The sequence below is a fragment of the Nonomuraea sp. NPDC004186 genome (genome assembly GCF_053603495.1).
In genome coordinates this window covers 43,526-67,348 of sequence record NZ_JBSGFQ010000072.1, presented here as the reverse complement: position 1 = coordinate 67,348, position 23,823 = coordinate 43,526, and the positions used below count along the sequence as shown (strand labels likewise).

18 protein-coding genes and 1 pseudogene are annotated in these 23,823 nt (G+C 71.1%); 10 read left to right on the top strand and 9 right to left on the bottom strand.

Features of this window, described 5'->3' with window-relative positions:
* The 5 genes and pseudogenes from ACWEPL_RS42625 to ACWEPL_RS42605 form a co-directional block, all read left to right on the top strand.
* A pseudogene (locus tag ACWEPL_RS42625) lies at positions 1-337 on the top strand (ABC transporter ATP-binding protein); the annotation flags it as partial.
* Positions 334-1,599, top strand: a complete 1,266-nt coding sequence (locus tag ACWEPL_RS42620; protein ID WP_452439528.1) for an ABC transporter permease — start codon at positions 334-336, stop codon at positions 1,597-1,599. The pseudogene ACWEPL_RS42625 and the gene ACWEPL_RS42620, both read left to right, overlap by 4 nt.
* Before the next feature lie 10 nt (positions 1,600-1,609).
* Positions 1,610-2,155 (top strand): hypothetical protein, encoded by a 546-nt coding sequence (locus ACWEPL_RS42615; protein ID WP_363964164.1) that lies wholly within the window; start codon positions 1,610-1,612, stop codon positions 2,153-2,155.
* Positions 2,152-2,847 carry a response regulator transcription factor gene (locus ACWEPL_RS42610; protein ID WP_350726732.1) on the top strand — a complete coding sequence of 232 codons (696 nt, stop codon included), beginning with the start codon at positions 2,152-2,154 and terminating at the stop codon, positions 2,845-2,847. Before ACWEPL_RS42615 ends, ACWEPL_RS42610 begins: the two co-directional genes overlap by 4 nt.
* 47 nt (positions 2,848-2,894) lie before the next feature.
* A complete protein-coding gene (locus ACWEPL_RS42605; RefSeq protein ID WP_363964166.1) occupies positions 2,895-4,367 on the top strand; it encodes a sensor histidine kinase in 1,473 nt (490 codons plus the stop codon).
* Positions 4,368-4,495: 128 nt separating this feature from the next.
* Here the strand turns inward: ACWEPL_RS42605 and ACWEPL_RS42600 are convergent, their stop codons facing one another.
* Positions 4,496-5,872, bottom strand: coding sequence for an FG-GAP and VCBS repeat-containing protein (locus ACWEPL_RS42600; protein ID WP_452439527.1), 1,377 nt, complete (start codon positions 5,870-5,872; stop codon positions 4,496-4,498).
* A 120-nt stretch (positions 5,873-5,992) separates the two neighbouring features.
* On the opposite strand from ACWEPL_RS42600, the gene ACWEPL_RS42595 reads away from it, so the two are divergent.
* Entirely contained in the window at positions 5,993-7,222 is a 1,230-nt protein-coding gene (locus ACWEPL_RS42595) for a cytochrome P450 (protein WP_363964170.1), read from the top strand.
* Positions 7,223-7,236: 14 nt separating this feature from the next.
* Here the strand turns inward: ACWEPL_RS42595 and ACWEPL_RS42590 are convergent, their stop codons facing one another.
* The 7 genes from ACWEPL_RS42590 to ACWEPL_RS42560 all read right to left on the bottom strand — a co-directional run bounded on the left by ACWEPL_RS42590 (position 7,237) and on the right by ACWEPL_RS42560 (position 17,136).
* On the bottom strand, positions 7,237-8,634 hold the full coding sequence (locus ACWEPL_RS42590; RefSeq protein WP_350726740.1) for an MFS transporter: 1,398 nt from the start codon (positions 8,632-8,634) through the stop codon (positions 7,237-7,239).
* A gap of 32 nt (positions 8,635-8,666) precedes the next feature.
* Positions 8,667-9,266, bottom strand: a complete 600-nt coding sequence (locus ACWEPL_RS42585) for a TetR/AcrR family transcriptional regulator (RefSeq protein ID WP_350726742.1) — start codon at positions 9,264-9,266, stop codon at positions 8,667-8,669.
* Positions 9,267-10,646: 1,380 nt separating this feature from the next.
* Positions 10,647-11,291, bottom strand: a complete 645-nt coding sequence (locus ACWEPL_RS42580) for a biliverdin-producing heme oxygenase (RefSeq protein ID WP_363964172.1) — start codon at positions 11,289-11,291, stop codon at positions 10,647-10,649.
* Positions 11,292-11,419: 128 nt separating this feature from the next.
* A complete protein-coding gene (locus tag ACWEPL_RS42575; protein ID WP_452439526.1) occupies positions 11,420-12,637 on the bottom strand; it encodes an alpha/beta hydrolase in 1,218 nt (405 codons plus the stop codon).
* Positions 12,638-13,118: 481 nt separating this feature from the next.
* On the bottom strand, positions 13,119-14,480 hold the full coding sequence (locus ACWEPL_RS42570; protein ID WP_452439525.1) for a phenylacetate--CoA ligase family protein: 1,362 nt from the start codon (positions 14,478-14,480) through the stop codon (positions 13,119-13,121).
* 261 nt (positions 14,481-14,741) lie between these two features.
* Complete coding sequence (locus ACWEPL_RS42565; protein ID WP_350726749.1) at positions 14,742-15,398, bottom strand: response regulator transcription factor; 657 nt, start codon at positions 15,396-15,398, stop codon at positions 14,742-14,744.
* A 19-nt stretch (positions 15,399-15,417) separates the two neighbouring features.
* Complete coding sequence (locus ACWEPL_RS42560) at positions 15,418-17,136, bottom strand: sensor histidine kinase (protein WP_452439524.1); 1,719 nt, start codon at positions 17,134-17,136, stop codon at positions 15,418-15,420.
* A gap of 177 nt (positions 17,137-17,313) precedes the next feature.
* On the opposite strand from ACWEPL_RS42560, the gene lon reads away from it, so the two are divergent.
* Positions 17,314-19,671, top strand: coding sequence for an endopeptidase La (gene lon / locus ACWEPL_RS42555; RefSeq protein ID WP_452439523.1), 2,358 nt, complete (start codon positions 17,314-17,316; stop codon positions 19,669-19,671).
* Positions 19,672-19,738: 67 nt separating this feature from the next.
* Positions 19,739-20,866 (top strand): Fic family protein, encoded by a 1,128-nt coding sequence (locus ACWEPL_RS42550; protein WP_452439522.1) that lies wholly within the window; start codon positions 19,739-19,741, stop codon positions 20,864-20,866.
* On the opposite strand, the gene ACWEPL_RS42545 is transcribed toward ACWEPL_RS42550, so the two are convergent.
* A complete protein-coding gene (locus ACWEPL_RS42545) occupies positions 20,863-21,288 on the bottom strand; it encodes a MarR family winged helix-turn-helix transcriptional regulator (RefSeq protein WP_452439521.1) in 426 nt (141 codons plus the stop codon). The genes ACWEPL_RS42550 and ACWEPL_RS42545 overlap by 4 nt on opposite strands.
* 117 nt (positions 21,289-21,405) lie before the next feature.
* Here ACWEPL_RS42545 and ACWEPL_RS42540 point away from each other — a divergent pair, with 117 nt between their 5' ends.
* Together ACWEPL_RS42540 and ACWEPL_RS42535 are read left to right on the top strand one after the other, a co-directional pair.
* Entirely contained in the window at positions 21,406-22,410 is a 1,005-nt protein-coding gene (locus tag ACWEPL_RS42540) for an FUSC family protein (protein ID WP_452439520.1), read from the top strand.
* Entirely contained in the window at positions 22,394-23,680 is a 1,287-nt protein-coding gene (locus tag ACWEPL_RS42535) for an alpha-amylase family glycosyl hydrolase (RefSeq protein ID WP_452439519.1), read from the top strand. Before ACWEPL_RS42540 ends, ACWEPL_RS42535 begins: the two co-directional genes overlap by 17 nt.
* Positions 23,681-23,823: the final 143 nt, after the last annotated feature.

Sequence of the window (23,823 nt, the reverse complement as noted above, 5' to 3'; positions counted from 1 at the left end):
GGGGGGTGCCCCCCCCCGGGCCCACCCCCGCCCAACACCCCCGCGGGGGCCCCCCGCCGCGGGGGGGGCGCGCGCCAGCCGCCGCGCCCCCGGCCCCGCGCTGCTGCTGGCCGACGAGCCGACCGGCAACCTCGACACCGCCTCCACGCACGACGTCCTGGAGATCCTGGACCGGCTCAGCGAGTCGGGCCGCACGATCGTGCTCATCACCCACGAGAACGACGTGGCCGCGCACGCCAAGCGGGTGATCAGGCTGGTGGACGGCGAGATCGTGGAGGACCGCCGCCAGGGCCCCGTGGACGGCCCGCCGCCCCGGATGGCGGGAGCGGCCCGGTGAACCAGCTCGAGATCCTCCGCTTCGCGCTGCGCGGCCTGCTGGCCAACAAGATGCGCAGCTCGCTGACCACGCTCGGCATCCTCATCGGCGTCGCCGCGGTCATCATGCTGGTCGCCATCGGCGAGGGCTCCTCGCAGAGCATCCAGCGCAACATCCAGCGCCTCGGCGCCAACACCCTGACGATCTCCCCGCAGTTCTCGGGCGGTGGCGGTGGCGGTGGCGGTGGTGGCGGCGTCGTGCGGGCGTCCGGCGGCGGCACGAACACCGGCCCGCGCACCCAGGCCAGGCAGCTCAGCCTGCCCGACGCCAAGGCGCTGACCGACAAGACCCTGGCGCCCTCCGTCAGGAGCGTCTCGCCGGTCGTGACGGCCTCCTCCTCGACGGCCACGTACGGGGCCGCCAGCCACGCGATCTCGCAGTTCGTCGGCACGTACCCCAGCTACTTCGAGGCCGTCAACAAGCCGGTCACGAAGGGCACGTACTTCTTCAACGACGACGTGCTGGCCGCCAGGAAGGTCGTGGTGCTCGGCCAGACCGTCGTGGAGGAGCTGTTCGGCACCGTCGATCCCATCGGCAAGCAGGTCAGCGTGTCCGGCGTGCCGTTCACGGTCGTCGGGGTGCTGAAGGAGGCCGGGTCCACCGGCATGCAGGACGCCGACGACGTGGCCATCGCGCCGCTGCCCGCCGTACAGCAGAGCCTGAGCGGGTTCGGCTCGCTCAACTCGATCGTCGTGCAGGCGTCCGGGGCGGAGACCACGACGGCGGCGCAGGCCGAGGTCACGGCCATCCTCAACCAGCGGCACGGCATCAAGAACGACAACGCCGACTACCGCATCCTCAACCAGGCCACCTTGCAGGAGACCGTCAGCGCGGCGACCGGCACCTTCACCGTGCTGCTGGGCGCCGTGGCGGCGATCTCGCTGCTGGTGGGCGGCATCGGCATCACCAACATCATGCTGGTGACCGTCACGGAGCGCACGCGCGAGATCGGCATCCGCAAGGCGATCGGCGCGCCCAGGAGCGCGATCCTGGGCCAGTTCCTGCTGGAGGCCACGCTGCTGAGCCTGGTCGGCGGGCTGTCCGGGGTGCTGGTGGCGTTCATCGGGACCAGGTTCACGGTGGCCGGCATCGAACCGGTCCTGGTGCCGTCGTCGGTGGCGCTCGCGCTGGGCGTGTCGGTGGGGATCGGGTTGTTCTTCGGCAGTTATCCCGCCAACCGGGCGGCCAAGCTGAGGCCGATCCAGGCCCTGCGCCACGAGTAAGGAGAATGACATGGCCCAGCTCGACGACTCCTCGCCGTACCCCGACGACCTGAAGGAGGAGCTCGCCGTCCAGCCGCGGAAGGGCGCCTCCAAGCTCACGCTGGCGTTGGCCGCCGGCGTCGTGCTGGTGGCCGGTATCCTCATCGGCATTCAGGCCGCCAACCTGTTCGGCTCGCCGGCCGCCTCCGCCGCCGGGGCGCAGCAGCGCCCCATGGGCGGCGGGTACGGCCAGCAGCAGGGCGGTTTCGGCCAGCAGCGCGGCGGATCCGGACAGCCGCCCGGCTACGGTGGAGGCCAGCGGATGGGCGGCGGCGGGGGAGGCACCATCGGCACCGTCGAGAAGGTCGAGGGCGGCAAGGTCTACGTGAAGACCATGGACGGCTCCACCGTCACGGTCGCCACCGACGACCAGACGACCGTCCAGATCTCCAAGCCCGGGAAGGTGACCGACCTCCAGACCGGCACCACGGTGGTCGTCCGCGGCCGGCAGGGCGGCGACGGTTCGGTGACCGCGACGTCGATCACGCAGGGGAACCTGGGAGGAGGCCCGCGATGACGCGCGAGCCCGAAGCCCGGCTGCTGGTGGTCGACGACGAGCCCAACATCAGGGAGCTGTTCTCGGCCAGCCTGCGCATGGCCGGCTTCGAGGTGCTGACCGCGGCCGACGGCATGGAGGCGCTGCGGGTGGCCGAGGAGAGCTCACCTGACCTGGTGATGCTCGACGTCATGCTGCCCGACCTGGACGGCCTGGCGGTCGCGGGCAGGCTGCGGTCCCGCGGCCGCCGGGTCCCGGTGCTGTTCGTGACGGCGAAGGACACCCCCGAGGACCGCATCGCGGGGCTGGGTCTGGGCGAGGACTACGTGACCAAGCCGTTCAGCCTGGAGGAGGTCATCGCCAGGATCCGCGCGGTGCTGCGCCGGACCCGGCGCGGCGTGCCGCCGCCCAACCGGATGCGGGTGGCCGACCTGGAGCTGGACGAGGAGAGCCACGAGGTGTGGCGCGACGGCATCCCGGTGAAGCTGTCGCCGACGGAGTTCAGGCTGCTGCGGTACTTCATGCTCAACGTGGGCCGGGTGCTGTCCAAGACGCAGATCCTCGACCACGTCTGGAACGGCGACTGGCGCACCGACGTCGGCCTCGTCGAGTCGTACGTCTCCTACCTGCGGCGGAAGGTGGACACGGGGGACCGCAAATACCTGCACACGCTGCGCGGGGTGGGCTACATCCTGCGCCCGCCCCGCATATGAGCGGAGCCGTCTCACCCGCTCAACACCTCCGCGCGAAGGGCGCGGCGGTGCGCAAACACCTGGCCAGGTCCCCGCTGTGGCTGCGGCTGGTGTCGGCGACCCTCCTGCTGGTCACCCTCGCCATCACCGTGACCGGCCTGTTCGCCGTACGCCTGATGCGCGGCTACCTCGTCGAGCGCGTGGACCAGCAGCTGCTCGCGGCCAGCCGGCCGCTGCGCGAGCCGCCCCCGCCGCCCACCGACCAGCCCCGTCCCGGCACCCGCCCGCAGCGTTTCTTCGGCCTGTTCTACGCGGTGATCCTCGACTCCACCGGCGCTCCGATCAGGACGCTCAGCGAGTCCACCGAGGACCACACTCCCGCCCTGCCCAAGCTCGACCTCGCCACGGTCCTGGAGCTCCACGGCCACCCCTTCACCGTCGAGTCGCGCGCCGCCGGCGGCCCGAGCTGGCGCGTCACCGCCGTGCCGGTCCGGGACGGCGAGACCCGGGTGATCGCCGTCAACCTGAACGACGTGGACGCCACGGTCTCGCAGCTCGCCCTGATCGTGGGGGTCGCCGGCGGCGGCACGCTGGTGGTGCTCGGGTTCGCCTGCTACTGGCTGGTACGCCGCAGCCTGCGCCCGCTCCGCGAGATCGCGCGTACGGCCAAGGACATCGCGGGCGGCGACCTGTCCCGCCGCGTGCCCATGTGGGCGGCCACCACCGAGGTCGGCAAGCTCGGCCGCTCCCTCAACGGCATGCTCGCGCAGATCGAGTCGGCGGCGCGCGAGCGCGAGGCGGCCGCAGAGTCGGCCCGCCAGTCCGCCACGGCCGCGCGGCGCTCCGAGGAGCTGATGCGCAGGTTCATGGCCGACGCCTCCCACGAGCTGCGCACGCCGCTGACGTCGATCAGGGGGTTCGCCGAGCTGTACCGGCTGGGGGAGGAGAAGGACCTGGCGGAGGCCGTACGGCTGCTGAGCCGCATCGAGGGGCAGGCGGCCCGCATGGGGCTGCTGGTGGAGGACATGCTCCAGCTGGCCCGCCTCGACCAGCGGCGGGAGCTGGCCCGGCGGCCCGTGGACCTGCTCAGCCTGGCCGCCACCTCCGTCATCGACGCCCAGACGCTGGCGCCGGACCGCAGGATCGAGCTGGTGCGGCTGTTCGGGGGTGAGGGGGACGTGACCGTGACGGGGGACGAGTCGCGGCTCGGGCAGGTGATCAACAACCTCGTCACGAACGCCCTCACCCACACGCCGCCCGGCACGCCCTTCCAGGTGCGGGTCGGGCTGGACGGTGACCAGGCCGTGGTGGAGGTGGCCGACGAGGGGCCCGGCTTCCCGCCGGAGGTGGCCGAACGCGTCTTCGAGCGCTTCTACCGGGCGGATCCGGCGCGGAGCGCGGGCGGGTCGGGGCTGGGGCTGTCGATCGCGGCGACGTTGGTGGAGGCGCACGGGGGGATCGTGATGGCGGAAGGCTCACCCGGCAAGGGCGCCCTCTTCCGCATCATCCTCCCCACCACCGCCACCCCACCCCCCACCTGACCACCCGCCCCCGCCACGGCCGCCCCCGACACCGCCACCCCCGTCACGCTCGGCCCAAACCCCGCCCCTGGCGATCCCCACCCCACGCCGTCCCTCGGAACTCAGCACGTCGGCGGCCTGGGAGCGGCTCAGCCGAAGGTGTACCCGTACAGCCCCGTGCCCTTGCTGAGCCGGCGCACCTTGCCAAGCTTCAGCCCCGCCTTCCGGGACCCGGGAGCGTACATGACCAGCCCCTGGTCCGGCGCCGCCACCACGAGCCCGTACAGCGGCCGCCGCGCCCCCAGCGCCCGATAACGCTCGCTCAGCGGCAATGCGGCCAGGGTGGCCCCGAAGTCCCGCCCCTCGCCCTTGATCAGCAGGTTCCCCACCCGCGTCAGCCCGCCGGACGCCCGCCCGGCCAGCACCTGGACCGCCTTCTCCCCGGGCACGCCGATGGCCAGCTCGTCGTGCCCGTCCCCGTTGAAGTCCCCGGCGGCCAGCGACGCCCCGAACCGGTCGTAGTACCGGGGCACCCCCTTGAGCGTGTTCTGCGACCACGCCTCGCTCTTGCGGGTGGTCAGCCCGCCGCGCGACCCGTACAGGACGTCTACGGTGCCGTCGCCGTAGTCCATGGCCCGCTGGTTCGCGCTGAGCCCCTCACTCGGCACCCCGATGGCCAGGTCGGCCCGCCCGTCCCCGTTGAAGTCGCCTGTGGCCAGCGAGGCCCCGAACGCGTCCCACTTCTCGGAGGCCCCCTTGATGCCGGGGCTGCTCTGGGTGAGCAGCCGCGCCCGCTTCGCCCGTACGTCGGCGACGGTCACCGACCCCTGCCCGTCCAGCGTGACGCTGTCGGCGGGCGCGCCGACGACCAGCTCGTCCTTGCCGTCCCCGTCGAAGTCCCCGGTCGCCAGCGCGGCGCCCCACTGGTCGGTCACGTTCGCCGCCTGCCGCACCCACGACGTCTTCTGAGTGATCTGGTACGGCTTGCGCCCCTTCATCCAGTACACCGTCACCGCCCCGCCCGAGCGCTGGCTGGGCGCGCCGACGACCAGTTCGTCCTTGCCGTCCCCGTCGAGGTCACCGGCGGCCAGCGCCGCCCCGAACCGGTCGCTGGACGGCTTGGCCGGCGCCAGCTCCTTGCCCGGGACCAGCCCGCCGACCGAGCCGTTGAAGATTTCGACGACCCCGTTCCCGTCCCCGCCCGGCACCCGCGCCCCCACGAACTCCTCCGACACCCCGACCGCCAGGTCGGCGCACTTGTCCCCGTTGAAGTCGCCGACGGCCAGCGCCGATCCGAACGAGTCACCGGGTTCGGCGCCGTTCTGGGTGAGCTTCACCTTCTTCCCGGACCCGTACATCACGGTCACCGACCCGGCCCGGGAGTCGTCGTAGGGCGCGGCCACGGCGAGGTCGGGCCGTCCGTCGCCGTCGAAGTCGAGAGGGTGCCCGCCGCACGCCCGTGCCGCGGCGGGAGTCGTGCCGGAGGCGAGAGGGAGAACCAGGCAGGCGGCGAGGAGAAGGTTCATAACGGAAGTAATGTCCACACAGGTCGAACCGTGCCTGAACAGCGCGAGAACGGCCCAGGAGAGCCGGATGCACATCGCTTGGCGATCCACGGCGTGGTGGGAACGTGCCAGGATAGACGCGTGGACATCGATCTCGCGGATCTGGATTTCTGGCGTAAGCCGCCCAAGGAGCGTAACGAGGCGTTCGCCCGGCTCCGGCAGGTGGAGCATCCGGTGTTCTTCCCCGAGAAGAAGGTGCCGTTCCTGCGCTCGGGCAAGGGTTTCTACGCCCTCGTACGGCACACGGATGTGGTCGAGGCCAGCCGCAACGCCAAGATCTTCTCCAGCGAGCCCGCCGTCACCAACCCGGAGCCGCCCGGCTGGGTGAAGCAGGTGTTCGGGGAGTCGATGGTCAACATGGACGACCCGCGCCACGCCCGCCTGCGCCGGATCGTCACCCGTTCGTTCAGCCCGAAGATGCTGGCCGGCCTGCAGAGCGACATCGAGGCCGCCTGTGCCCGCATCGTCGACGACGTCGTCAGGGACGGGCCGCGCGACTTCGTCGCCCAGGTGGCCGCCCGGCTGCCCATCCACGTCATCTGCGACATGCTGGACATCCCGCAGGAGCTGCGCGAGAAGGTCCACCAGCACGTCGACATCTCCACCGCGTACACCGGGGTGCGCCCCAGCCTGGCCCGCAGCGTCCAGATGGCCGGCCAGAACATGCTGGCCCTGCTCGCCCTGCAGCGCATGGTCATCAAGCTCGGCCACGAGCGCGTCGCCGACCCCAAGGGCGACCTGGTGTCCCTGCTGGTCAACGCCAACCCCGACGGGGAGAAGCTGGCCGACAAGGAGCTCGGCTCGTTCTTCTCGCTGCTGCTGGTCGCGGGCAACGAGACGGCCCGCAACACGATGGCGCACGGCATCAAGCTCCTCACCGACAACCCGGCGCAGCGCGAGCTGCTGATGAGCGACTTCGACACGCACATCAACGGCGCGATCGAGGAGATGGTCCGGTACGTGTCGCCGATCATGCAGTTCCGGCGCACGGTCACCGAGGACTACTCGCTGCGCGGGCTGGAGCTGAAGAAGGGCGACAAGGTCGTCCTGTTCTACGGATCGGCCAACCGGGACGAGTCGGTCTTCCCCGACGCCGACACGTTCGACATCACCCGCGAGACCAAGCCGCACGTCGGCTTCGGCGGCCCCGGGCCGCACTTCTGCCTCGGCGCCAACCTGGCCAGGCAGGAGATGCGGACGATGTTCCGCGAGCTGCTGACCAGGCTCCCCGACATCCGCTCGGTCGGCGAGCCCGACCTGCTGCTGTCGAACTTCGACAACAGCGTCCGGGCCCAGCCGTTCACCTTCTGACGCTGTGACGGGACTCAGTCGGGCTGGTCGTCGTCGACCGCCAGCACGTTCGTCCTGATCGTGAAGAACGTGATCAGCGCCGCCACCACCATCATCCCGGCGCTGACCAGCATCGCCATGTGGAACCCGGCGTTGAACACCGGCGGGTTCCTGAACGCGTCACCCACCAGCCCGACCAGCGGCGGTACGGCCGCCACGGCGAGGAGGCTCCCGGTGCGGGCCACGGCGTTGTTGACGCCGCTGGCGGTGCCGGCGTGCCGCTCCTCGGCGGTGGCCAGCACGGTCGAGGTCAACGGCGCGACCGCCGCCGAAAGCCCCAGCCCGAACAGGGTCGCCGCGGGCAGGACCTGCAGCGCGTAGGAGGCGCCCGGCCCGATCGTGCTCATCGCGAGGAACCCGCCGGCCGCGAGCAGGATCCCGCCTGTCATCGGCCAGCGTGGCCCGCGTCGCTTGGCGATCTCTCCGGCCCGGGGCGACAGGAGCAGCATCAGGATCGTCGTCGGCAGCATCGCCAGCCCCGCCGCGATGGGCCCGAACCCGGACACCACCTGGAGCTGGACCACGAGCAGGAAGAACACCACGCCCATGGCCGCGTACATGATCAGCGTCACCACGTTCACGGCGGTGAAGACCGGGTTGCGGAAGATCTCCACCGGCACCAGCGCGTCGGGCGACCTGCGGATCTCGGTCACCACGAAGGCCGCGCCCAGCACCAGCCCCGCGATCAGCGGTATCGGCGCGCCCGTCTCGATCAGCCCGTACGTGATCCCGGCCAGCGCCAGCGCCGCCAGCACCGCCCCCAGCACGTCGAACCGCCCCGCCGCCTCCTCGTCCTTGCTCTCCGGCACGTGCCGCAGGGTCACGAGCACGATCAGCGCCGCGAACGGCAGGTTGATCAGGAACGCCCAGCGCCACCCCACGCTCTGCACCAGCCAGCCGCCCAGCAGCGGCCCGATCGCGCTGGCCACACCGCCCAGCCCGGACCACACCCCGACGGCCCGGGGCCGGTCGTGCCGCACGAACGACGCCTGAATGATCGCCAGTGAACCCGGCGTGAGCAACGCCCCGCCGATGCCCTGCAGGGCCCGGGCCGAGATCAGGAACTCGATGTTCGGCGACAGCCCGCACAGCGCCGAGGCCACGGCGAACCACACCGTGCCGATCAAGAAGATCTTCCGCCGCCCGTACCGGTCGCCCAGCGACCCGCCCAGCAGGATCAGCCCGGCGAGGGTGAGCGTGTACGCGTTGATCGTCCACTGCAGGCCGTCCATGCCCGCGTTGAGCTCTTTGCCCAGGAACGGGAGGGCGACGTTGACCACGGTGCTGTCGAGCAGCGCCAGCCCGGAGCCGAGCACGGTCGCCGCCAGGATCCAGCGGCCGCGGGCGGACCCGAGTTGGACATGGCCGTTCACGGACGTCGTCCCCGGGCCGTCAGCCGTACCGCTCACGCGAGTCCGCCGATGGCCCGCAGCACGAACTCGGACACCAGCTCCCCGGCCCGGTCCACCGTCACGCTCCCGCTGATCAGCGGAACCCGCTCGGCGCCGACGACGGCGAGGATCATGCGAGCCGTGGCCTGCACGTCGAGCACCCGGAAATCGCCGGACTCGACCCCGCTCTCGAGGATCTCCACCAGAATGCGCTGCATGGGCGCGACATGCTCGGCCAGCTGCTGGTAGGCGTCCGGTCCGAGCGCGGCACTGAGATCAGCGGCACCCGGGTGCGGATGGGCGACCAGCCCGGTCAACTGCAGCCGCACGAACGCCCGCAGCCGATCAGCCGGTGAGGCGCCCCCTGGCAGCTCCTGCTCGTAGCTGTCGATGAAGTACTGGGTCACCCGCTCGGTGAACGCCAGCAACAGCGCCGCCTTGTCGGGGAAGTAGTTGTACAGGACGGTCCTGGTGATCCCGGCCTCGCCGGCCACGTCCGTCATCGAGATCGCGTCGATACCGTGCACCCTGGACAGCCGGGAGACGGCCTGCAGGATCCGGTCCCGCGTCTGCGTTCGATGCTCGCCGATCGTGGCGGCGGAGATCCGAGGCATAGGCCCATCGTAGGCCGGGATCGTCACAAGCCGACGCGCACTCCCCTCATTCACCCTCCCCTCCGAATCCCCCCACCGCCAACGGCCACCGGACCAGCGAGAACGGCCCGTCGTCGGTTGATGGCTTGCCTTGATGATGCGGTGGGGCACCTGTCGGGTGGTTGGTGGTCGGTCTTGATGATGAGGTGAGGGCTTCCTCCGGCGGTTGGTGGGCTGTTTTGATGATGTGGTGGGGCGCCTGTCGGTGGTTGGTGGGCTGTCTTGATGATGAGGCGAGGTCTTCCACCGGTGGTTGGTGGTCGATCCTGATGATGTGGTGAGATGCACGCCGGTGGTTAATGGGCTGTCCTGACGACGTGATGAGGGCGCCCGCCGGTGTTTGGATGGGCGGCCGTGACGGCGTGGCGGGGTCGGTCGTCGGACGTTGGGTGGCGGCCGTGGCGAGGGGTTGCTGGGGGTGGATGGTGATTCCGGCGTGGGGGAGAGATCCGGCTGTCGGGGGTCAGCCCCCGGTTCCGGTGGCGTGGTAAGGGTGCCTGCTGGTGTTTGGATGGGCGGCCGTGACGGCGTGGGGGGTCGGTCGTCGGGCGTTGGGTGACGGGCGTGGCGAGGGGTTGCTGGGGGTGGATGGTGCTTGCGACGTCGGGGGAGGCCCGGCTGTCGGGGGTCAGGCCCCGGTTTCGGTGGCGTGGTGAGGGTGCCTGCTGGTGTTTGGACGCCAGCCGCGGAGGCGTGGCGGAGCGGGCCGTCGGTCGTCGGGTGGCGGCCGTGACGAAGGGCCGCTGGTGGCTGGGCGGCGCACGTAAGGGGGCGTCCGTGGCTAATTGGCTGGCAGTTGTGACCGCGTGGTGAGGTCGGCCGCTGGGTGGTGGGTCCTGATGACGGGTGGCTGGTTGCTGGGCAAGGGGCGCGGAGGCACGTTGGTAGGAGGCGACAGCCGTAACAGCGTGGTGAGGCCGGTCGCCGGGTGTTAGGCGGCAGCCGTGACGGCGAGGCCTGCTGGTTAAGCGGCAGTCCTGACAGCGGGTCGCGGCTGTTAGGCCGAGTCGTGACGGCGGGTCGCGGCTGTTAGGCGGCAGTCGTACGGCGTGGTGAGGCTGGTCGCCGGGCGTTGGGCGGTGGTCGCGACGGCGGGGCGCTGGTCGTTAGGCGGCGGTCGCGACCGTGACAGCGGGTCGCTGCTGTTTGGCGGCGGTCGTGACGGCGTGGCGAGGCCGGTTGTCGGGCGTTGGGCGGTGGTCGCGACGGCGGGGCGCTGGTCGTTAGGCGGCGGTCGCGACCGTGACGGCGGGTCGCTGCTGTTTGGCGGCGGTCGTGACGGCGTGGTGAGGCCGGTCGCCGGGCCGTTAGGCGGCAGTCGTGGCGGCGGGGTGCTGCTGGTTAGGCGGCGGTCTTGACGACGTGGAGGAGTTCGGCGAGCACCTCGGTGTTGAGCTGGTACGCCAGCTTCACCTCGCGGATCATGCGCTGACGCTCCCGGTCGTCCAGCTCGAGCTCGTCCAGCCGCGTACGGTACTCGTTCTTGAACCTCGGCAGGCTGCCCAGCCCGTCGAAGATGTAGAAGTCGACGCCCCCGCCAGTGCCGTACCCGTAGATCTTCTGCAGCTCCATGCGGATGAACTGACCACCGGACAGATCGCCCAGGTAGCGCGTGTAGTGGTGGGCGATGTAGCCGCTCGGCCAATCGGCCACCTGGTGGATCCGCGCGACCAGCGTGCGGGTGGCCTTGGACGGCACGATCCGGCTCCGCCAGCTCGGACCGTAGATCGTCGCGAGGTCCCGCTCCAGTGCCCGCTCTCGATACAGCTCAGGAAAGACGAACCGGCCCGCCATCGGATGGTCGGCGAGTTGGCGTGACACGCCGTCAAGCGCGATGTACGCGAAGTAGTGTTGAGCTACCATCTCGCCGTATTCGTGCTCGGTCAGCCGGCCGCCCATGAGCTCCGCGAGATAGCTCTCGCCTTCGGCGGACTCGTGGTCAGCCCAGGTGGCGTTCTTCAGGGTTTCGGAGAACGGGGTGGTCACGGCCTACCTCAACTCGCACGGAAGTTTCATGACAAAGTGTCACAAACATCGGCATCCGGCGTCAAGCTGATGACGACACCATGTCATCAAAATCCGGCTCTTCTGTCTCGTACCCAGGAAACACCACGTCAAGAGGTCACCTCGCCTTCGCGTCCGAGAGCGATGAGGGTCAGGTTACGCAGTGATGGGGTCCCGGGGGCGAAGTAGTCGCTGTGGCCGCCCGAGCCCACCGCGAAGACGCGAGCTCCGAACGAAGGGCTCATAGGGTCGGCGCCGAAGCCCACGGGCCCGAGCTTGACCTTCGGCACGAACCTGACCCAGTCGTTCTCGCCCAGCCCCGCCCACACCCGCAGCGGCACCACCGCCACACCTTCCGCGCCGCCCTGAGCACCCTTTACGCCTGCCGTGCTCCAGGAGTCGGGCAAGTCTGCCGCGTCCCCGGTATCGGGCGGGCCTGGCGTGCCTGTGGCGTCCGGCGAGTCCGCCTCCTGCGCGCCTTTGGGATCCTGTGCTCCGACCGAGCCTGTCGCCCTTCGGATGTCGTATGAGTCTGACGTGTCCTGGTCGTCCTGCGTGCCGGTCGTGCCGAGGGCGTCCTGCGGGTCTGTTGCACCTTGAGCGTCGTGTCCGCCTGTCATGCCATGAGTGGTGTCTGCGGTCGGCGCGCTGATGGCGGCTCGGGTGGTCTCTGCGGCGCGGACCGGAGGGGGCAGGGCGGCGGCTCGGGTGACTTCCGCGGTGTGGGCTGGTTGGGTCAGGGCGGTGGCTCGGGTGGTGTCTGCGGTGTGGGCTGGTTGGGTCAGGGCGGTGGCTCGGGTGGTCTCCGGGGGGCGGGCTGGCTGGGTCAGGGCGGTGGCGGAGGGTGTGTCGAGGCCGGGGCTGCCGAAGACCGCGAGGTCGGTCACGGGTAAGCCGGGGACGGCTTTGGCGCACAGGACCGAGCCGTAGCTGTGGCACAGCAATGCGATCGGAGCCGGGGTGCGCGCGTGGAGCTCCGTGATGGTGCGGCGCAGTGCGTGGGCACCTTTGACCGCCGCGTCGCTGGTGAGCACCCCCAGGCTCAGCGTAGGTGGGGAGTCGTAGCCCAGCCAGGCCACCACCGCCAGTCGCTCGTGCGGGGCGAGCCGCACGGCCTCCGCCAGCAGGGCCCTCGCCGCGCCTCCGGGTCGCTTTGTGCCGTCGTCGAACGTGGCGACCGTCGTGTCGGCGCCGGGCACGATGACCGCCACCCGGTCGGCCGTGGCCAGGTCGCCGTAGACCCGCACCAGTCGCCCGCCCGGTTGGCCCGGCCACACCACGAGCGCCCCCACCGTCACGAGCCCTGCGAGGAGAAGGTTTCTGAGCATGCTGGGAACGTTACGGAGAGTGGCCTGTCGTCCGCGTCACCGCAGGGTTTGACCTTTCCCGTAGTACCGGAGGGGGATACGGGACTACGGTGCGTGCCCGGCGGCCTGATGCCCGGCGGCCTGATGCCTGGCGATCGCCTTGAACGGGGCTCCGCCTCGGCGTACCCGTCCGGGGCCTTCTAACGGCGTGTGGAAGCGCGCGGCGTTCCGGCGGCGCTTCGGATCAGGCTTGGAGGACAGCTCGGCGAGCCGGCCACAGATCGCCGCTTCCTGCGCCGCCTCGCGTCGTCGGAGAACGCCGTGTGGAACGGGTGCCCGTACCCCGTCACCCCGCCCAGCCCGGCCCGCGATCCGACCGGTAGTGCCGGGCACTGTGTACGGCGACGGCCTGCGTGCGTACTCGCGAGAGACCGTCCATCCACGACTACAACCTGGCCACGGCCGAGCGGCGGGTCGTGGAGTTCCGCATCGCCCGCCCGGGTCAGCGGGTGTAACGGTGCTTGGCACCTGGGGGGAAGTACTCGGGGTCGCCGGACTCCCGTAGCCGGATGAACGGCACCTGCTGCGGGACGGGCACATAGTTGGCGAACTCGCTGTTCAGCCGCCGCAGCTGGGCCAGGACCGACCCGCCCACCGCCTGGGCGATCTCGTCGGTCGGTTTCTCGCCGGGCATCAGCTCCACCGTGATCGTCAGGTGCCGGTCCCGGTCGGCGTCCTCCACCACCTCCACCACGAACTTCCCGGTGACCGAGCCGCTGACCTCCGGCTGCTCCAGGCCGACCGCGATGTTCTCCGGGTAGACGTTCGCGCCGTAGTAGGACACGGTGAAGTGGCTGCGGCCGAAGACGTACACGAACGGCCGCTCCGGCCCTCCGGCCGCCGGCTCGAAGCCGTGCCGCCGGACGAAGTCCAGCATGTCCTCGTACGGCACCACGCCGCCCTCGTCGGCGATGTGGTAGCGGATCAGCGGGATGCCGTTGTCGCCGGAGAAGAGCAGGGTGCCCTCGTGCTCCTCGAAGAAGCGGACCTGCGGGTCGTACTGGATGAGCGTCGGAAGCCTGGACTCGCCGAACAGTTCCCTGGCCGTGTCCGGGCGCGTGGACAGGAAGCGCCGAATCTCGACGGACAGCGGGGTCTCGTTGCCCAGGACACCCGCGTCGGCGGTGCCGTACAGGGAGGCGATGCCCCGGACGGGGTCCGCGATCCCCGCCCGCCGCGCGACCAGCGTGCGCCATTCCTCGCTGAACACCTCGCCGGCCGTGACGAGCTTGATGTTCCAGTCGGCCCAGGGGAGGTCCTCGGTGTCGATGACGTTCTTGAGGAACGGCGGGTAGCCCAGGAGCACGACCTGGTCGAAGTGGGGCGCCAGCTCGGGGATGACCCGCAGGATCTCCCTCCGGTCGGTGCCGGGGGCGACCACGGTGATCGGGTAACCGCGTTCGGCCAGGTGGCGGCAGCAGTTGACGGTGAACAGGCCGCCGACCCAGGTGCCCAGGGCGAAGCAGACGACGGCGAGGGTACGGTGCTCGCGGGCGTCGAAGGAGTCCCTGAAGACCTCCTCGAAACGTGCGGCGATCACGCGCTCGTCCACCGCCGAGCGTGGCCAGAAGGACGGGACGCCGGTTGAGCCGGAGGACACGGCGATGATGTCCCCGATCGTGCCGTTCCTGCACAGGTCGGGGAGGGGGTGGCGGTGGGTGTAGTTCCCCTTGGACGTCATCGGCAGCCCGGCGAAATCCTGGGATGTCGAGATCTGCTCGGGGTTGATGTGGTTCTCCGCCAGAAAGGCCCTGTAGGCGGGAACGGTCGCCGCCACCTGATGGAAGAGCTCAACCGGGTCCATCAGCCGACTGTACGGCGGCGGCCCGTGCAGGGGAACGGGGGTTGTGTAAGGGAGGGGCGCCATCGGCAAGGCCGGCACGGAGGCGGGTCGGGTGAGGGGACGGGGCCGTGTAGGGGAGGGGCCACCGGGAAGGCCGGCACGGAGGCGGGTCGGGTGAAGGGGCGGGGTCGTGTAAGGGAGGGGGCCACCGGGAAGGCCGGCATGGATGCTGGTCGGGAGAGGGGGAACGGGGCCGCAAGGGAGTGGGTGCCACTCCCAGGGTTACTCGCCGGGGCGGACCAGGCCGGTCTCGTAGGCGAAGACGATCGCCTGGGCGCGGTCGCGCAGGCCGAGCTTCATCAGCACCCGCCCGACATGCGTCTTGACCGTCTGCTCCGCCACGAACAGCTTCTCCGCGATCTCCTGGTTGGACAGCGCCTGCGCGACCAGCGTCAGCACCTCCGTCTCGCGCTCGGTCAGCTCGGCCGGCCGCTTGCCCGTCACCGGTCGCGGCGCGCCCAGCTTGGCGAACTCGTGGATGAGCCGCTTGGTGATCGCCGGGGCGATGAGCGCCTCCCCGGCCGCGACCACCCGCACCGCCTCCACGAGCTGGGCGGCGGAGGCGTCCTTGAGCAGGAACCCGCTGGCCCCGGCCCGCAACGCCTCGTAGACGTAGTCGTCGAGGTCGAACGTCGTCAGGATGAGCACCTTCGGCGCCCCGCCGCGCGACAGGAGCTCCCTGGTCGCCTCCAGGCCGTTCATGACCGGCATGCGCACGTCCATGAGCACCACGTCGGGGCGCAGCGCCGAGGCCCGCTCCACGGCCTCCCGCCCGTTGGCCGCCTCGCCCACGACCTCGATGTCCGGCTGCCCGCTCAGGAACACGGTGAACCCCGTGCGCACCATCCCCTGGTCATCGGCGATCAGAACCCGGATCAAGCCCTCTCCCTCTCCATGGTCATCCGCCGTCGTCCCCTGTGATGAGGTGCTCATGGGCCTCCTCGTCGGCGTCGGTGACGGGCAGAGTGGCGCGTACTTCGAAGCCTCCACCCGCCACCGGACCGGCGTCGAGCGTGCCGCCGAGCAGCGTCGCCCGTTCGCGCATGCCCACCACCCCCTGACCGGCGCCGGGCCCCGCGCCGGGCGCGACGCTCGGGCCGTTGGCGACGCGCAGCCGCAGCTCACCGCGCCGGTGTGCGACGTCCAGCGCCACCGTCGAGCCGGGCGCGTGCCGCATCGCGTTGCTGAGCGACTCCTGCACGATCCGGTACGCCGACAGCCCCACGGCCGGAGGCAGCCGGTCGAGCGGGCCGGCGCGCTTGACGAGCACGGCCAGCCCGGCGGCGCGGGCGTTGGAGACCAGCTCGTCGAGCCGGTCGAGCCCGGGCTGAGGGGCGGTGTCGACGCGTCCGTCCTGATCGCGCAGCACGCCGAGAACCTGGCGCAGCTCGGCGATCGCCTCCAGCGACAGCCCCCGGATCTCCGCCAGCCCCGCCTCCAACTGGGCGGGATCGCCCCTGGCCTTGAGCGGCACCGCCTCCGCCTGGATCGCGATCACCGACATGTGGTGCGCGACCACGTCGTGCAGCTCCCTGGCGATGCGGGCCCGCTCCGCCAGCACCGCCTGCGCGCTCTCGGCCTGCCGGGTGCGCCGCTCCTCCGTCTTCAGCTTCGCCGTGGCGGAACGGCGGACCCGCACGTTGTAGCCGAACAGCACCGCCACCGACACGACGACCATGGCGACCGGCATCGAGTTGGGGTCGATGATCCAGGTGGCCAGGAACGTGACGACCCAGACGGCCACCGTGATCCGCCGGTCGCAGCGCACGGCCACGGAGTAGAGGACCAGCAGATAGGAGACGATCAGCCACGTCATGTACGGCATCTCGCCGTGAGGGAACCCGATCGTCCTGGTCACCCCGACGGCCACGGGCATCAGCGCGAACGACACCCGCCAGGCCGCCAGCGGCCACCGGTCGCGCAGGGCGATGGGCAGCGCGACCGCCACGGCGGTGAGGTAGACGAAGCCCTCCCAGATCGGCCCTTGTCGGTAAGGGCCGATCTGTGGGCCGAGGTTCCACGACCACACCGTGCTCAGCGTCTGCATGTAGAGCAGCAGCGCCAGTATCAGCTCCGCCACCTGGACGAGGCTGATCACGGTGACCGGGACGAGCAGCCTGAGCCACTGCGGCACCCCGAACGCCAGCCGCCGCACCTTCGGCGGCGGATCGGCGTCCCCCTGGAAGAAGGCGAGCCCGACCGCCCCCGAAACGGCCCACACGGCCCGTCCCGCCGACGCTCCGAGCCGCCCGAGGAATCCCCGTTCCGCCGACGCCCCTTGCCGCTCGAGGAACCCCCGTTCCGCCCACGCCCCGAGCCGCCCGAAGAGCCCCCGTTCGCCGCCGCTCCGTTCGCCGCCGCTCCGTTCGCCGCCGCTCCGTTCGCCGTCCGTGCTGGACGGTGACCGGCCGATCCGCTCGCCCGAACGCTCCCCGCCGCCACGCCGCCGGGCTGCCGCGTCATCGTCGTGCGGCTTGGCCGCCGCCTCGTCGCGACCCCCGCCTGGCACGCCTGCCCGCTCCTCGCCGCTCCCGCCTGGCGCGCCGGCCCGCTCCTCGGCGGCCGCGCCACGACGACGGCGGCGGCTGAGGAAGCGGCGGCGGGGGACGGAGATCACCTGGTCAAGGGTACGGGCGCGCGCCCCGCCAGGCGTCACACCAGGGTTTGATCCCGCACGTCCCCCTCAGGTATCGCTTACACAATTACGATCGCCGTGAGCGAACATCGGCAAGAGAGGGAACAACGAAGGGCTCCAATGAATTGAGTCGGTATAACTCAACCCTTTGGAGTTCGCATGAGTGAGAGCCTGATCCTTCCGGTCCTGCCACTGGACGACGAGGTCGTCCTGCCGGGCATGGTGGTTCCGCTGGACCTGTCCGACTCCGAGGTGCGGGCTGCCATCGACGCGGCTCGTGCATCCGGTGGCAACAAGCCGCGGGTCCTCCTCGTTCCCCGGATCGACGGCCGTTACGGCGCCATCGGCGTGCAGGCCGTTGTGGAGCAGGTCGGGAGGCTGCCCGGCGGCGAGCCCGCCGCCGTGGTTCGGGGCGTCAACCGCGTCCGCGTGGGCACCGGCACGACGGGCCCGGGTGCCGCGCTGTGGGTCGAGGCCGACACGATCGACACCGTCGCCGCCGGTGAGCGCGCTCAGGAGCTGGCCAAGGAGTACAAGGCGCTGGCCACCACGATCCTCCAGAAGCGCGGCGCCTGGCAGGTGGTCGACCAGGTCAACCAGATCGACGATCCCTCGGTGCTGGCCGACAGCTCCGGCTACACCCCCTGGCTGACCACGGCGCAGAAGGTCGAGCTGCTCGAAGCCGCCGACCCCGCCGAACGGCTGGCCAGGCTGATCGAGTGGTCCCGCGAGCACCTCGCCGAGCTCGACGTCGCCGAGACGATCCGCAAGGACGTCCAGGAGGGCATGGAGAAGCAGCAGCGTGAGTTCCTGCTGCGCCAGCAGCTCGCCGCCGTGCGCAAGGAGCTCAAGGAGCTCAACGGCGACACCGAGACCGAGGAAGAGGACTACCGGGCCCGCGTCGAGGCCGCCGACCTGCCGGAGAAGGTGCGCGAGGCCGCGCTCAAGGAGGTCGACAAGCTGGAGCGGACCTCCGACCAGTCCCCTGAGACCGGCTGGATCCGCACCTGGCTGGACACGGTGCTCGACATCCCCTGGAACGACCGTACCGAGGACAACTACGACATCACCGGCGCGCGGGCCGTGCTCGACACCGACCACACGGGCCTGTCCGACGTGAAGGACCGCATCATCGAGCACCTGGCCGTGCGCAAGCGCCGCCAGGACAAGGGCGTCGGCGTGGTGGGCGGCCGCCGCAGCGGCGCCGTGCTCGCCCTCGCCGGCCCTCCCGGAGTCGGCAAGACGTCTCTGGGCGAGTCCGTGGCCCGCGCGATGGGCCGCAAGTTCGTACGCGTCGCGCTCGGCGGCGTGCGCGACGAGGCCGAGATCCGCGGCCACCGGCGCACCTACGTCGGCGCGCTGCCCGGCCGCATCGTCCGCGCCATCCGCGAGGCCGGCTCGATGAACCCGGTCGTCCTGCTCGACGAGGTCGACAAGGTCGGCTCCGACTACCGCGGCGACCCGACGGCGGCCCTGCTGGAGGTGCTCGACCCGGCCCAGAACCACACGTTCCGCGACCACTACCTCGAGGTCGAGCTGGACCTGTCCGACGTGCTGTTCCTGGCCACGGCCAACGTGCTCGAGGCCATCCCCGGGCCGCTGCTCGACCGGATGGAGATCGTCACGCTCGACGGCTACACCGAGGACGAGAAGGTCGCGATCGCCCGCGACCACCTGCTGCCCAGGCAGCTGGAGCTGGCCGGGCTGAGCGCCGAGGAGGTCAAGGTCGAGGACGGCGCGCTGCGCAAGCTGGCCGCCGAGTACACCCGCGAGGCGGGCGTCCGGTCGCTGGAGCGCTCGGTCGCGAGGATCCTGCGCAAGGTGGCGGCCAAGGACGAGCTGCCCGTCACGGTCGGCGAGGGCGACCTCGTGGGCTACCTCGGGCGGCCGCGGTTCGTGCCGGAGTCGTCGCTGCCCGAGTCCACCCAGCGCACCTCGGTGCCGGGCGTGGCCACGGGCCTGGCGGTCACCGGAGCGGGCGGCGACGTCCTGTACGTCGAGGCGTCCATGGCCGACCCGGAGACCGGCGAGACCGGCCTCACGCTGACCGGCCAGCTGGGCGACGTGATGAAGGAGTCGGCCAGGATCGCGCTGTCCTACCTCCGCTCGCACGGGGCGGAGCTGGAGCTGCCGGTCACCGCGCTGAAGGACCGCTCGGTCCACGTCCACTTCCCGGCGGGCGCCGTGCCCAAGGACGGCCCCTCGGCCGGTGTGACGCTGACGACCGCGCTGGCCTCCCTCCTGTCGGGCCGTCTCGTACGCAGCGACGTGGCCATGACCGGCGAGATCTCCCTGACCGGGCGGGTCCTGCCGATCGGCGGCGTCAAGCAGAAGCTCCTGGCCGCGCACCGGGCGGGCATCACGACCGTTCTCATCCCGGCCCGCAACGAGCCGGACCTGGACGACGTGCCCGAGGAGGTTCGCAACGAGCTGACCATCCACGCGGTGAGCGACGTGCGCGAGGTTCTCGACATCGCGCTGACCCCGGCGCAGGTGGCCGCCACGGCAGCCGCCTAATCGGGGCATAAATGGGCGAATCATTCAGTCGTTTGACTGGATGATTCGCCCATGCTGTTATGTGGTCATGTTGTACGAGACCCCGGCGCTGGAGCCCGCGGACAAAGCAGTCCTCGAGGAGATCGAGGAGATGCGGCGCGATCTGAAATACCGGCTCGCCGAGACCCATCGGTGGGACGGGCAGCTGCGCAGGCAGTTGCAGGCGCGGGCGATCCAGGGCTCCAACTCGATCGAGGGCTACCAGGCCAGCGTCGAGGACATCCAGTCGATCATGGCGGGGGAGGAGCCGCTGGAGACGTCGACGTCGGTGGCTCAGGAGATCGCGGGTTACCAGCAGGCCCTGACGTATATCCAGGTGCTGTCGCGGGCGCCGGTGTTCCGCTACGACGCCGGGATGCTCAACGCGCTCAACTTCATGGTCATCGGTCACCATCGCAACAAGGGGCCGGGCGTCATCCGGCCGGGAGGCATCTTCATCCGTGACTCCGACACGGGGGAGGTCGTCTACGAGGGCCCCGACGTCGAGCTGGTCCCCGGCGCGATGAACGAGCTGGTCACCTGGCTGAACGAGGGCGACCTCGACGTCCCCGGCCATGTCCGGGCCGCCATGGCCCACTTCAACCTCGTCAAGATCCACCCGTGGCGTGACGGCAACGGCCGGATGTCGCGGGCGCTGCAGACGCTCGTCCTCGGCCGGGAGCAGATCCTGCTGCCCGAGTTCTGCTCCATCGAGGAGTGGCTCGGCCAGCAGCGCGTCACCCTCGACTACTACGACGTGCTGGGCGAGGCCGGAGGGCGGCGATGGGGCCCCCACGGGGACACGCTGCCGTGGGTGCGGTTCTGCTTGAAGGCGCACCACATGCAGGCCCAGCGGGTCCGCCAGCGTCTGGCCGAAGCCGGAGAGATCTGGATGCTCCTGGAGGAGCAGGTCGACGCCGACGGGCTCAACAGCCGTACCGTCTCCGCGCTCTACGAGGTCTTCGTGAACAGGCGGCTGCGCAGGAGCCGCTACCAGTCCGACGAGGGCCTCAGCCAGGGGCAGGCCGCGCGTGACCTGCGCGACCTGGCCGCCAAGGGCTGGCTCCGGCCGTACGGCGAGACCAAGGGCCGCTTCTACGCGCCGGGGCCCCGCATGGAGCGGATCAAGGCCGACTTCGCCGAGCGCGTCACCCCGCTGCGCGACCCGTACCGCTAGCGGAGCTGTTCGAGCAGGTCGGCGGCCACCGCCAGGATGCGGCACTCGGCGGGGGTGAGCTTGCCGGCCATGGCGTCGGCCAGCCACAGATCCGTGGTGCCGACCTGCTGGGTGAGCGCCGCCGTGCCGTCCTCCGTGAGGACGATGTGGTGCCTGCGGCGGTCGGTCTCGCCGCGCGAGCGGCGGATCAGGCCCTGCTCCTCCAGCGAGGCGAGCACGCGGGTGACGGACTGGGGCTGGAGGTGCTCGGCGGCGGCAAGCTCTCCCGCCGTCATCGCGCCGCGCCGGTGCAGGTGGCCGAGCAGGGAGAGCGCCAGGCGGCCGAGGCCGTGCGCGGGGCGCTCGTCGCGCAGCCGCCGCGCCAGGCCGATGGTCGCCCGGCGGAGTGCCACGGCGGTGACCCGCAGTTCCTCGTCGTCCATGATTATTACGATAGCACTTACTAATACGACAGCATCAAGCCACGAAAGCGCGCTCACTTACTACGCAATGCTTAGGAAATTGGGGTAGGCTCCCGCGTCGGGAGGTGCCGCGTGCGGATGGAGCTGCGACACATGGTCGCCGCCGGGCTGGGGCTCGGCGGGCCGGTCGCGTGGGGAGTCGCCTCGGGGTGGCCCGCGCCCGGCGCCCTGGCCGCCATCGGGGCCCTCGCCGTGAGCGGCCTCTTCGGAAACGAGGCCCGGCCGGGTCTGGTCCATGGCGCCGCCGCGGTGGCGGGCACGGCTGTGGCCGGGTTCGCCGGGGTCGTGGTCGCGGGGCGCGGGTGGCTCACCGCCGTCGCCGTCGTGCTGATCGCGGGCCTGCTCGCGGTGGCCGGCGGCATCAGCCGCCCCATGGCCGAGCACAGCACTCGCTTCATCGTCTTCATGGTCATCAGCACCGGCGTGGCCAAGGGCGTCGAGCCGGTCGCCGCCGCCGCGCTGTTCGCCGGAGGGGCGGCCTGGGGCCTGCTGGTCACCGCGCTCTGCCTCCACGCCCGGAAGGGGCCCGCCGAGCCGGGGGAGCCCCGGCCGGCTTCTCCTCCGGCGAGAGCGCTGCTGCGGCGCTGGTGGCGGACGCTGGGGAGCGCACCCGGGTGGCAGTACGCCATCCGCCTGACCACCTGCCTCGCCGCCGCCGAGGCCGTCGGGCTCCTGTGGCCGCAGCCGGCCGCGTCGTGGATCGCCGTCACCGTGGTGATCGTCGTCCGGCGCCGCCTGGACGGCGCGGCCAGGCGGTCGGTCGAGCGGGCCGCCGGCACCGCCGCCGGAGTCGTCGCCGGATCCGTTGTGTTGTTGTGGGTGCCGCCGTCGTGGCTGTTCGTGCTGCTCGTCGCCGCGCTGGCCGCGGTCAGGCCGATGCTCAAGGAGCGCAACTACACCCTGTACGCGACCGTCATGACCCCGCTCGTCCTGCTGCTCATGGAGAGCGGCGCACGTGTGCCACCCGCCACGATCGGGTACCGGCTGGCGGACACGGCCATCGGCTGCGTACTGGCCCTGGGGCTCGGGTATCTGCCCTGGGTGGTACGCCGGGAAAGGAGCGTTCGTGCCGTCGTGGACTGAACATGCGATCTGGTGGCACGTCTACCCGCTCGGCTTCACCGGAGCCCCCGCCACCGCAGAGCCTGCCGAAGGCATGCGGCACCGGCTGCGGCATCTCGAGTCATGGCTGGACTACGCGGTCGAGCTGGGCTGTTCGGGCCTGCAGCTCGGCCCGATCTTCGCCGCCGAGTCCCACGGCTATGACACCGTCGACCACCTCAGGATCGACCCGCGCCTCGGCGACGATCGGGACTTCGACTCCCTCGCCGCCCAGGCGCGCGACCGCGGGCTGCGGGTCGTCCTCGACGGCGTGTTCAACCACGTGGGCCGCTCCTTCGCGGCCGGCGAACGATGGTTCAAGCGCGCCCCCGGCGGCTACGAGGTCTTCGAGGGCCACCACGGGCTCGTCACGCTCGACCACGCCCAACCCGCCGTGCAGCAGTACGTGGCCGGCGTGCTCGACCACTGGCTCCGCCGCGGCGCCTCGGGGTGGCGGCTCGACGCCGCGTACGCCGTGCCGGCGTGGTTCTGGCGGAAGGTCCTGCCGGAGGTACGCCAACGGCACCCCGAGGCGTGGTTCGGCGGCGAGGTGATCCACGGCGATTACGCCGGTTACGTCAGCGAGTCGGGGCTCGACTCGGTCACCCAGTACGAGCTGTGGAAGGCCATCTGGAGCTCGCTCAACGACCGCAACCTCTTCGAGCTCGCCTGGGCCCTCGACCGCCACGACAAGCTGCTCGACACGTTCGTGCCGCTCACGTTCGTCGGGAACCACGACGTCACGAGGCTCGCCACCCGGCTCGACGACCCCCGCCACCTGGGCCACGCGCTGGCCGTGCTGTTCACCGTCGCGGGCCTGCCCAGCGTCTATTACGGGGACGAGCAGGCGTTCCAGGGGCTGAAGGAGGAACGGGCGGGCGGCGACGACGCGATCAGACCGGCGTTCCCCGCGGAGCCGGGCGGGCTGCCGCCGTACGGGACCGAGGTCTACCGGCTCCACCAGCGGCTCATCGGCTTCCGCAGGCGCCACCCGTGGCTGCACCGAGCCAGGACCACCGCCGAACAGCTCACCAACACCACCGTCGCGCTCCGCAGCCGCGGGGGACCCGGCGAGGAGGTCGTGACGCTGCTGAACCTCGGCGACCAGCCGCACCGCTTCCTCATCGGCGACGCGCGGGCCGCCTTCCAGGACGATCGGGGGGACCCGGCCGTGGTCCCGGCCCACGGCTGGCGCATCGTGACTCAGATCACCAAAGAAGTAGGGAATAAGGGGAGTCAAGGGATCCGTTGAATCGGGCGTGAACGAGGCATACGCGTACGACACGAGCGCCCACCGGGACGGCTTGTGTTGTCGTATGGGGCGAATGCCGAGCTGAAGCAGAGATCCGCCCGTTCCTCCTCGAAGGTCACCATGATCGCACCTTGTTTCGTGCT

Bases quoted from the DNA above. Each gene is read 5' to 3' on its own strand.
- ACWEPL_RS42615 (WP_363964164.1), top strand. From the start codon at position 1,610: ATGGCCCAGCTCGACGACTCCTCGCCGTACCCCGACGACCTGAAGGAG.
- ACWEPL_RS42610 (WP_350726732.1), top strand. From the start codon at position 2,152: ATGACGCGCGAGCCCGAAGCCCGGCTGCTGGTGGTCGACGACGAGCCC.
- ACWEPL_RS42600 (WP_452439527.1), bottom strand. From the start codon at position 5,872: ATGAACCTTCTCCTCGCCGCCTGCCTGGTTCTCCCTCTCGCCTCCGGC.
- ACWEPL_RS42585 (WP_350726742.1), bottom strand. From the start codon at position 9,266: ATGCCTCGGATCTCCGCCGCCACGATCGGCGAGCATCGAACGCAGACG.
- ACWEPL_RS42575 (WP_452439526.1), bottom strand. From the start codon at position 12,637: ATGCTCAGAAACCTTCTCCTCGCAGGGCTCGTGACGGTGGGGGCGCTC.
- ACWEPL_RS42570 (WP_452439525.1), bottom strand. From the start codon at position 14,480: ATGGACCCGGTTGAGCTCTTCCATCAGGTGGCGGCGACCGTTCCCGCC.
- lon (WP_452439523.1), top strand. From the start codon at position 17,314: ATGAGTGAGAGCCTGATCCTTCCGGTCCTGCCACTGGACGACGAGGTC.
- ACWEPL_RS42550 (WP_452439522.1), top strand. From the start codon at position 19,739: ATGTTGTACGAGACCCCGGCGCTGGAGCCCGCGGACAAAGCAGTCCTC.
- ACWEPL_RS42545 (WP_452439521.1), bottom strand. From the start codon at position 21,288: ATGGACGACGAGGAACTGCGGGTCACCGCCGTGGCACTCCGCCGGGCG.
- ACWEPL_RS42540 (WP_452439520.1), top strand. From the start codon at position 21,406: ATGGAGCTGCGACACATGGTCGCCGCCGGGCTGGGGCTCGGCGGGCCG.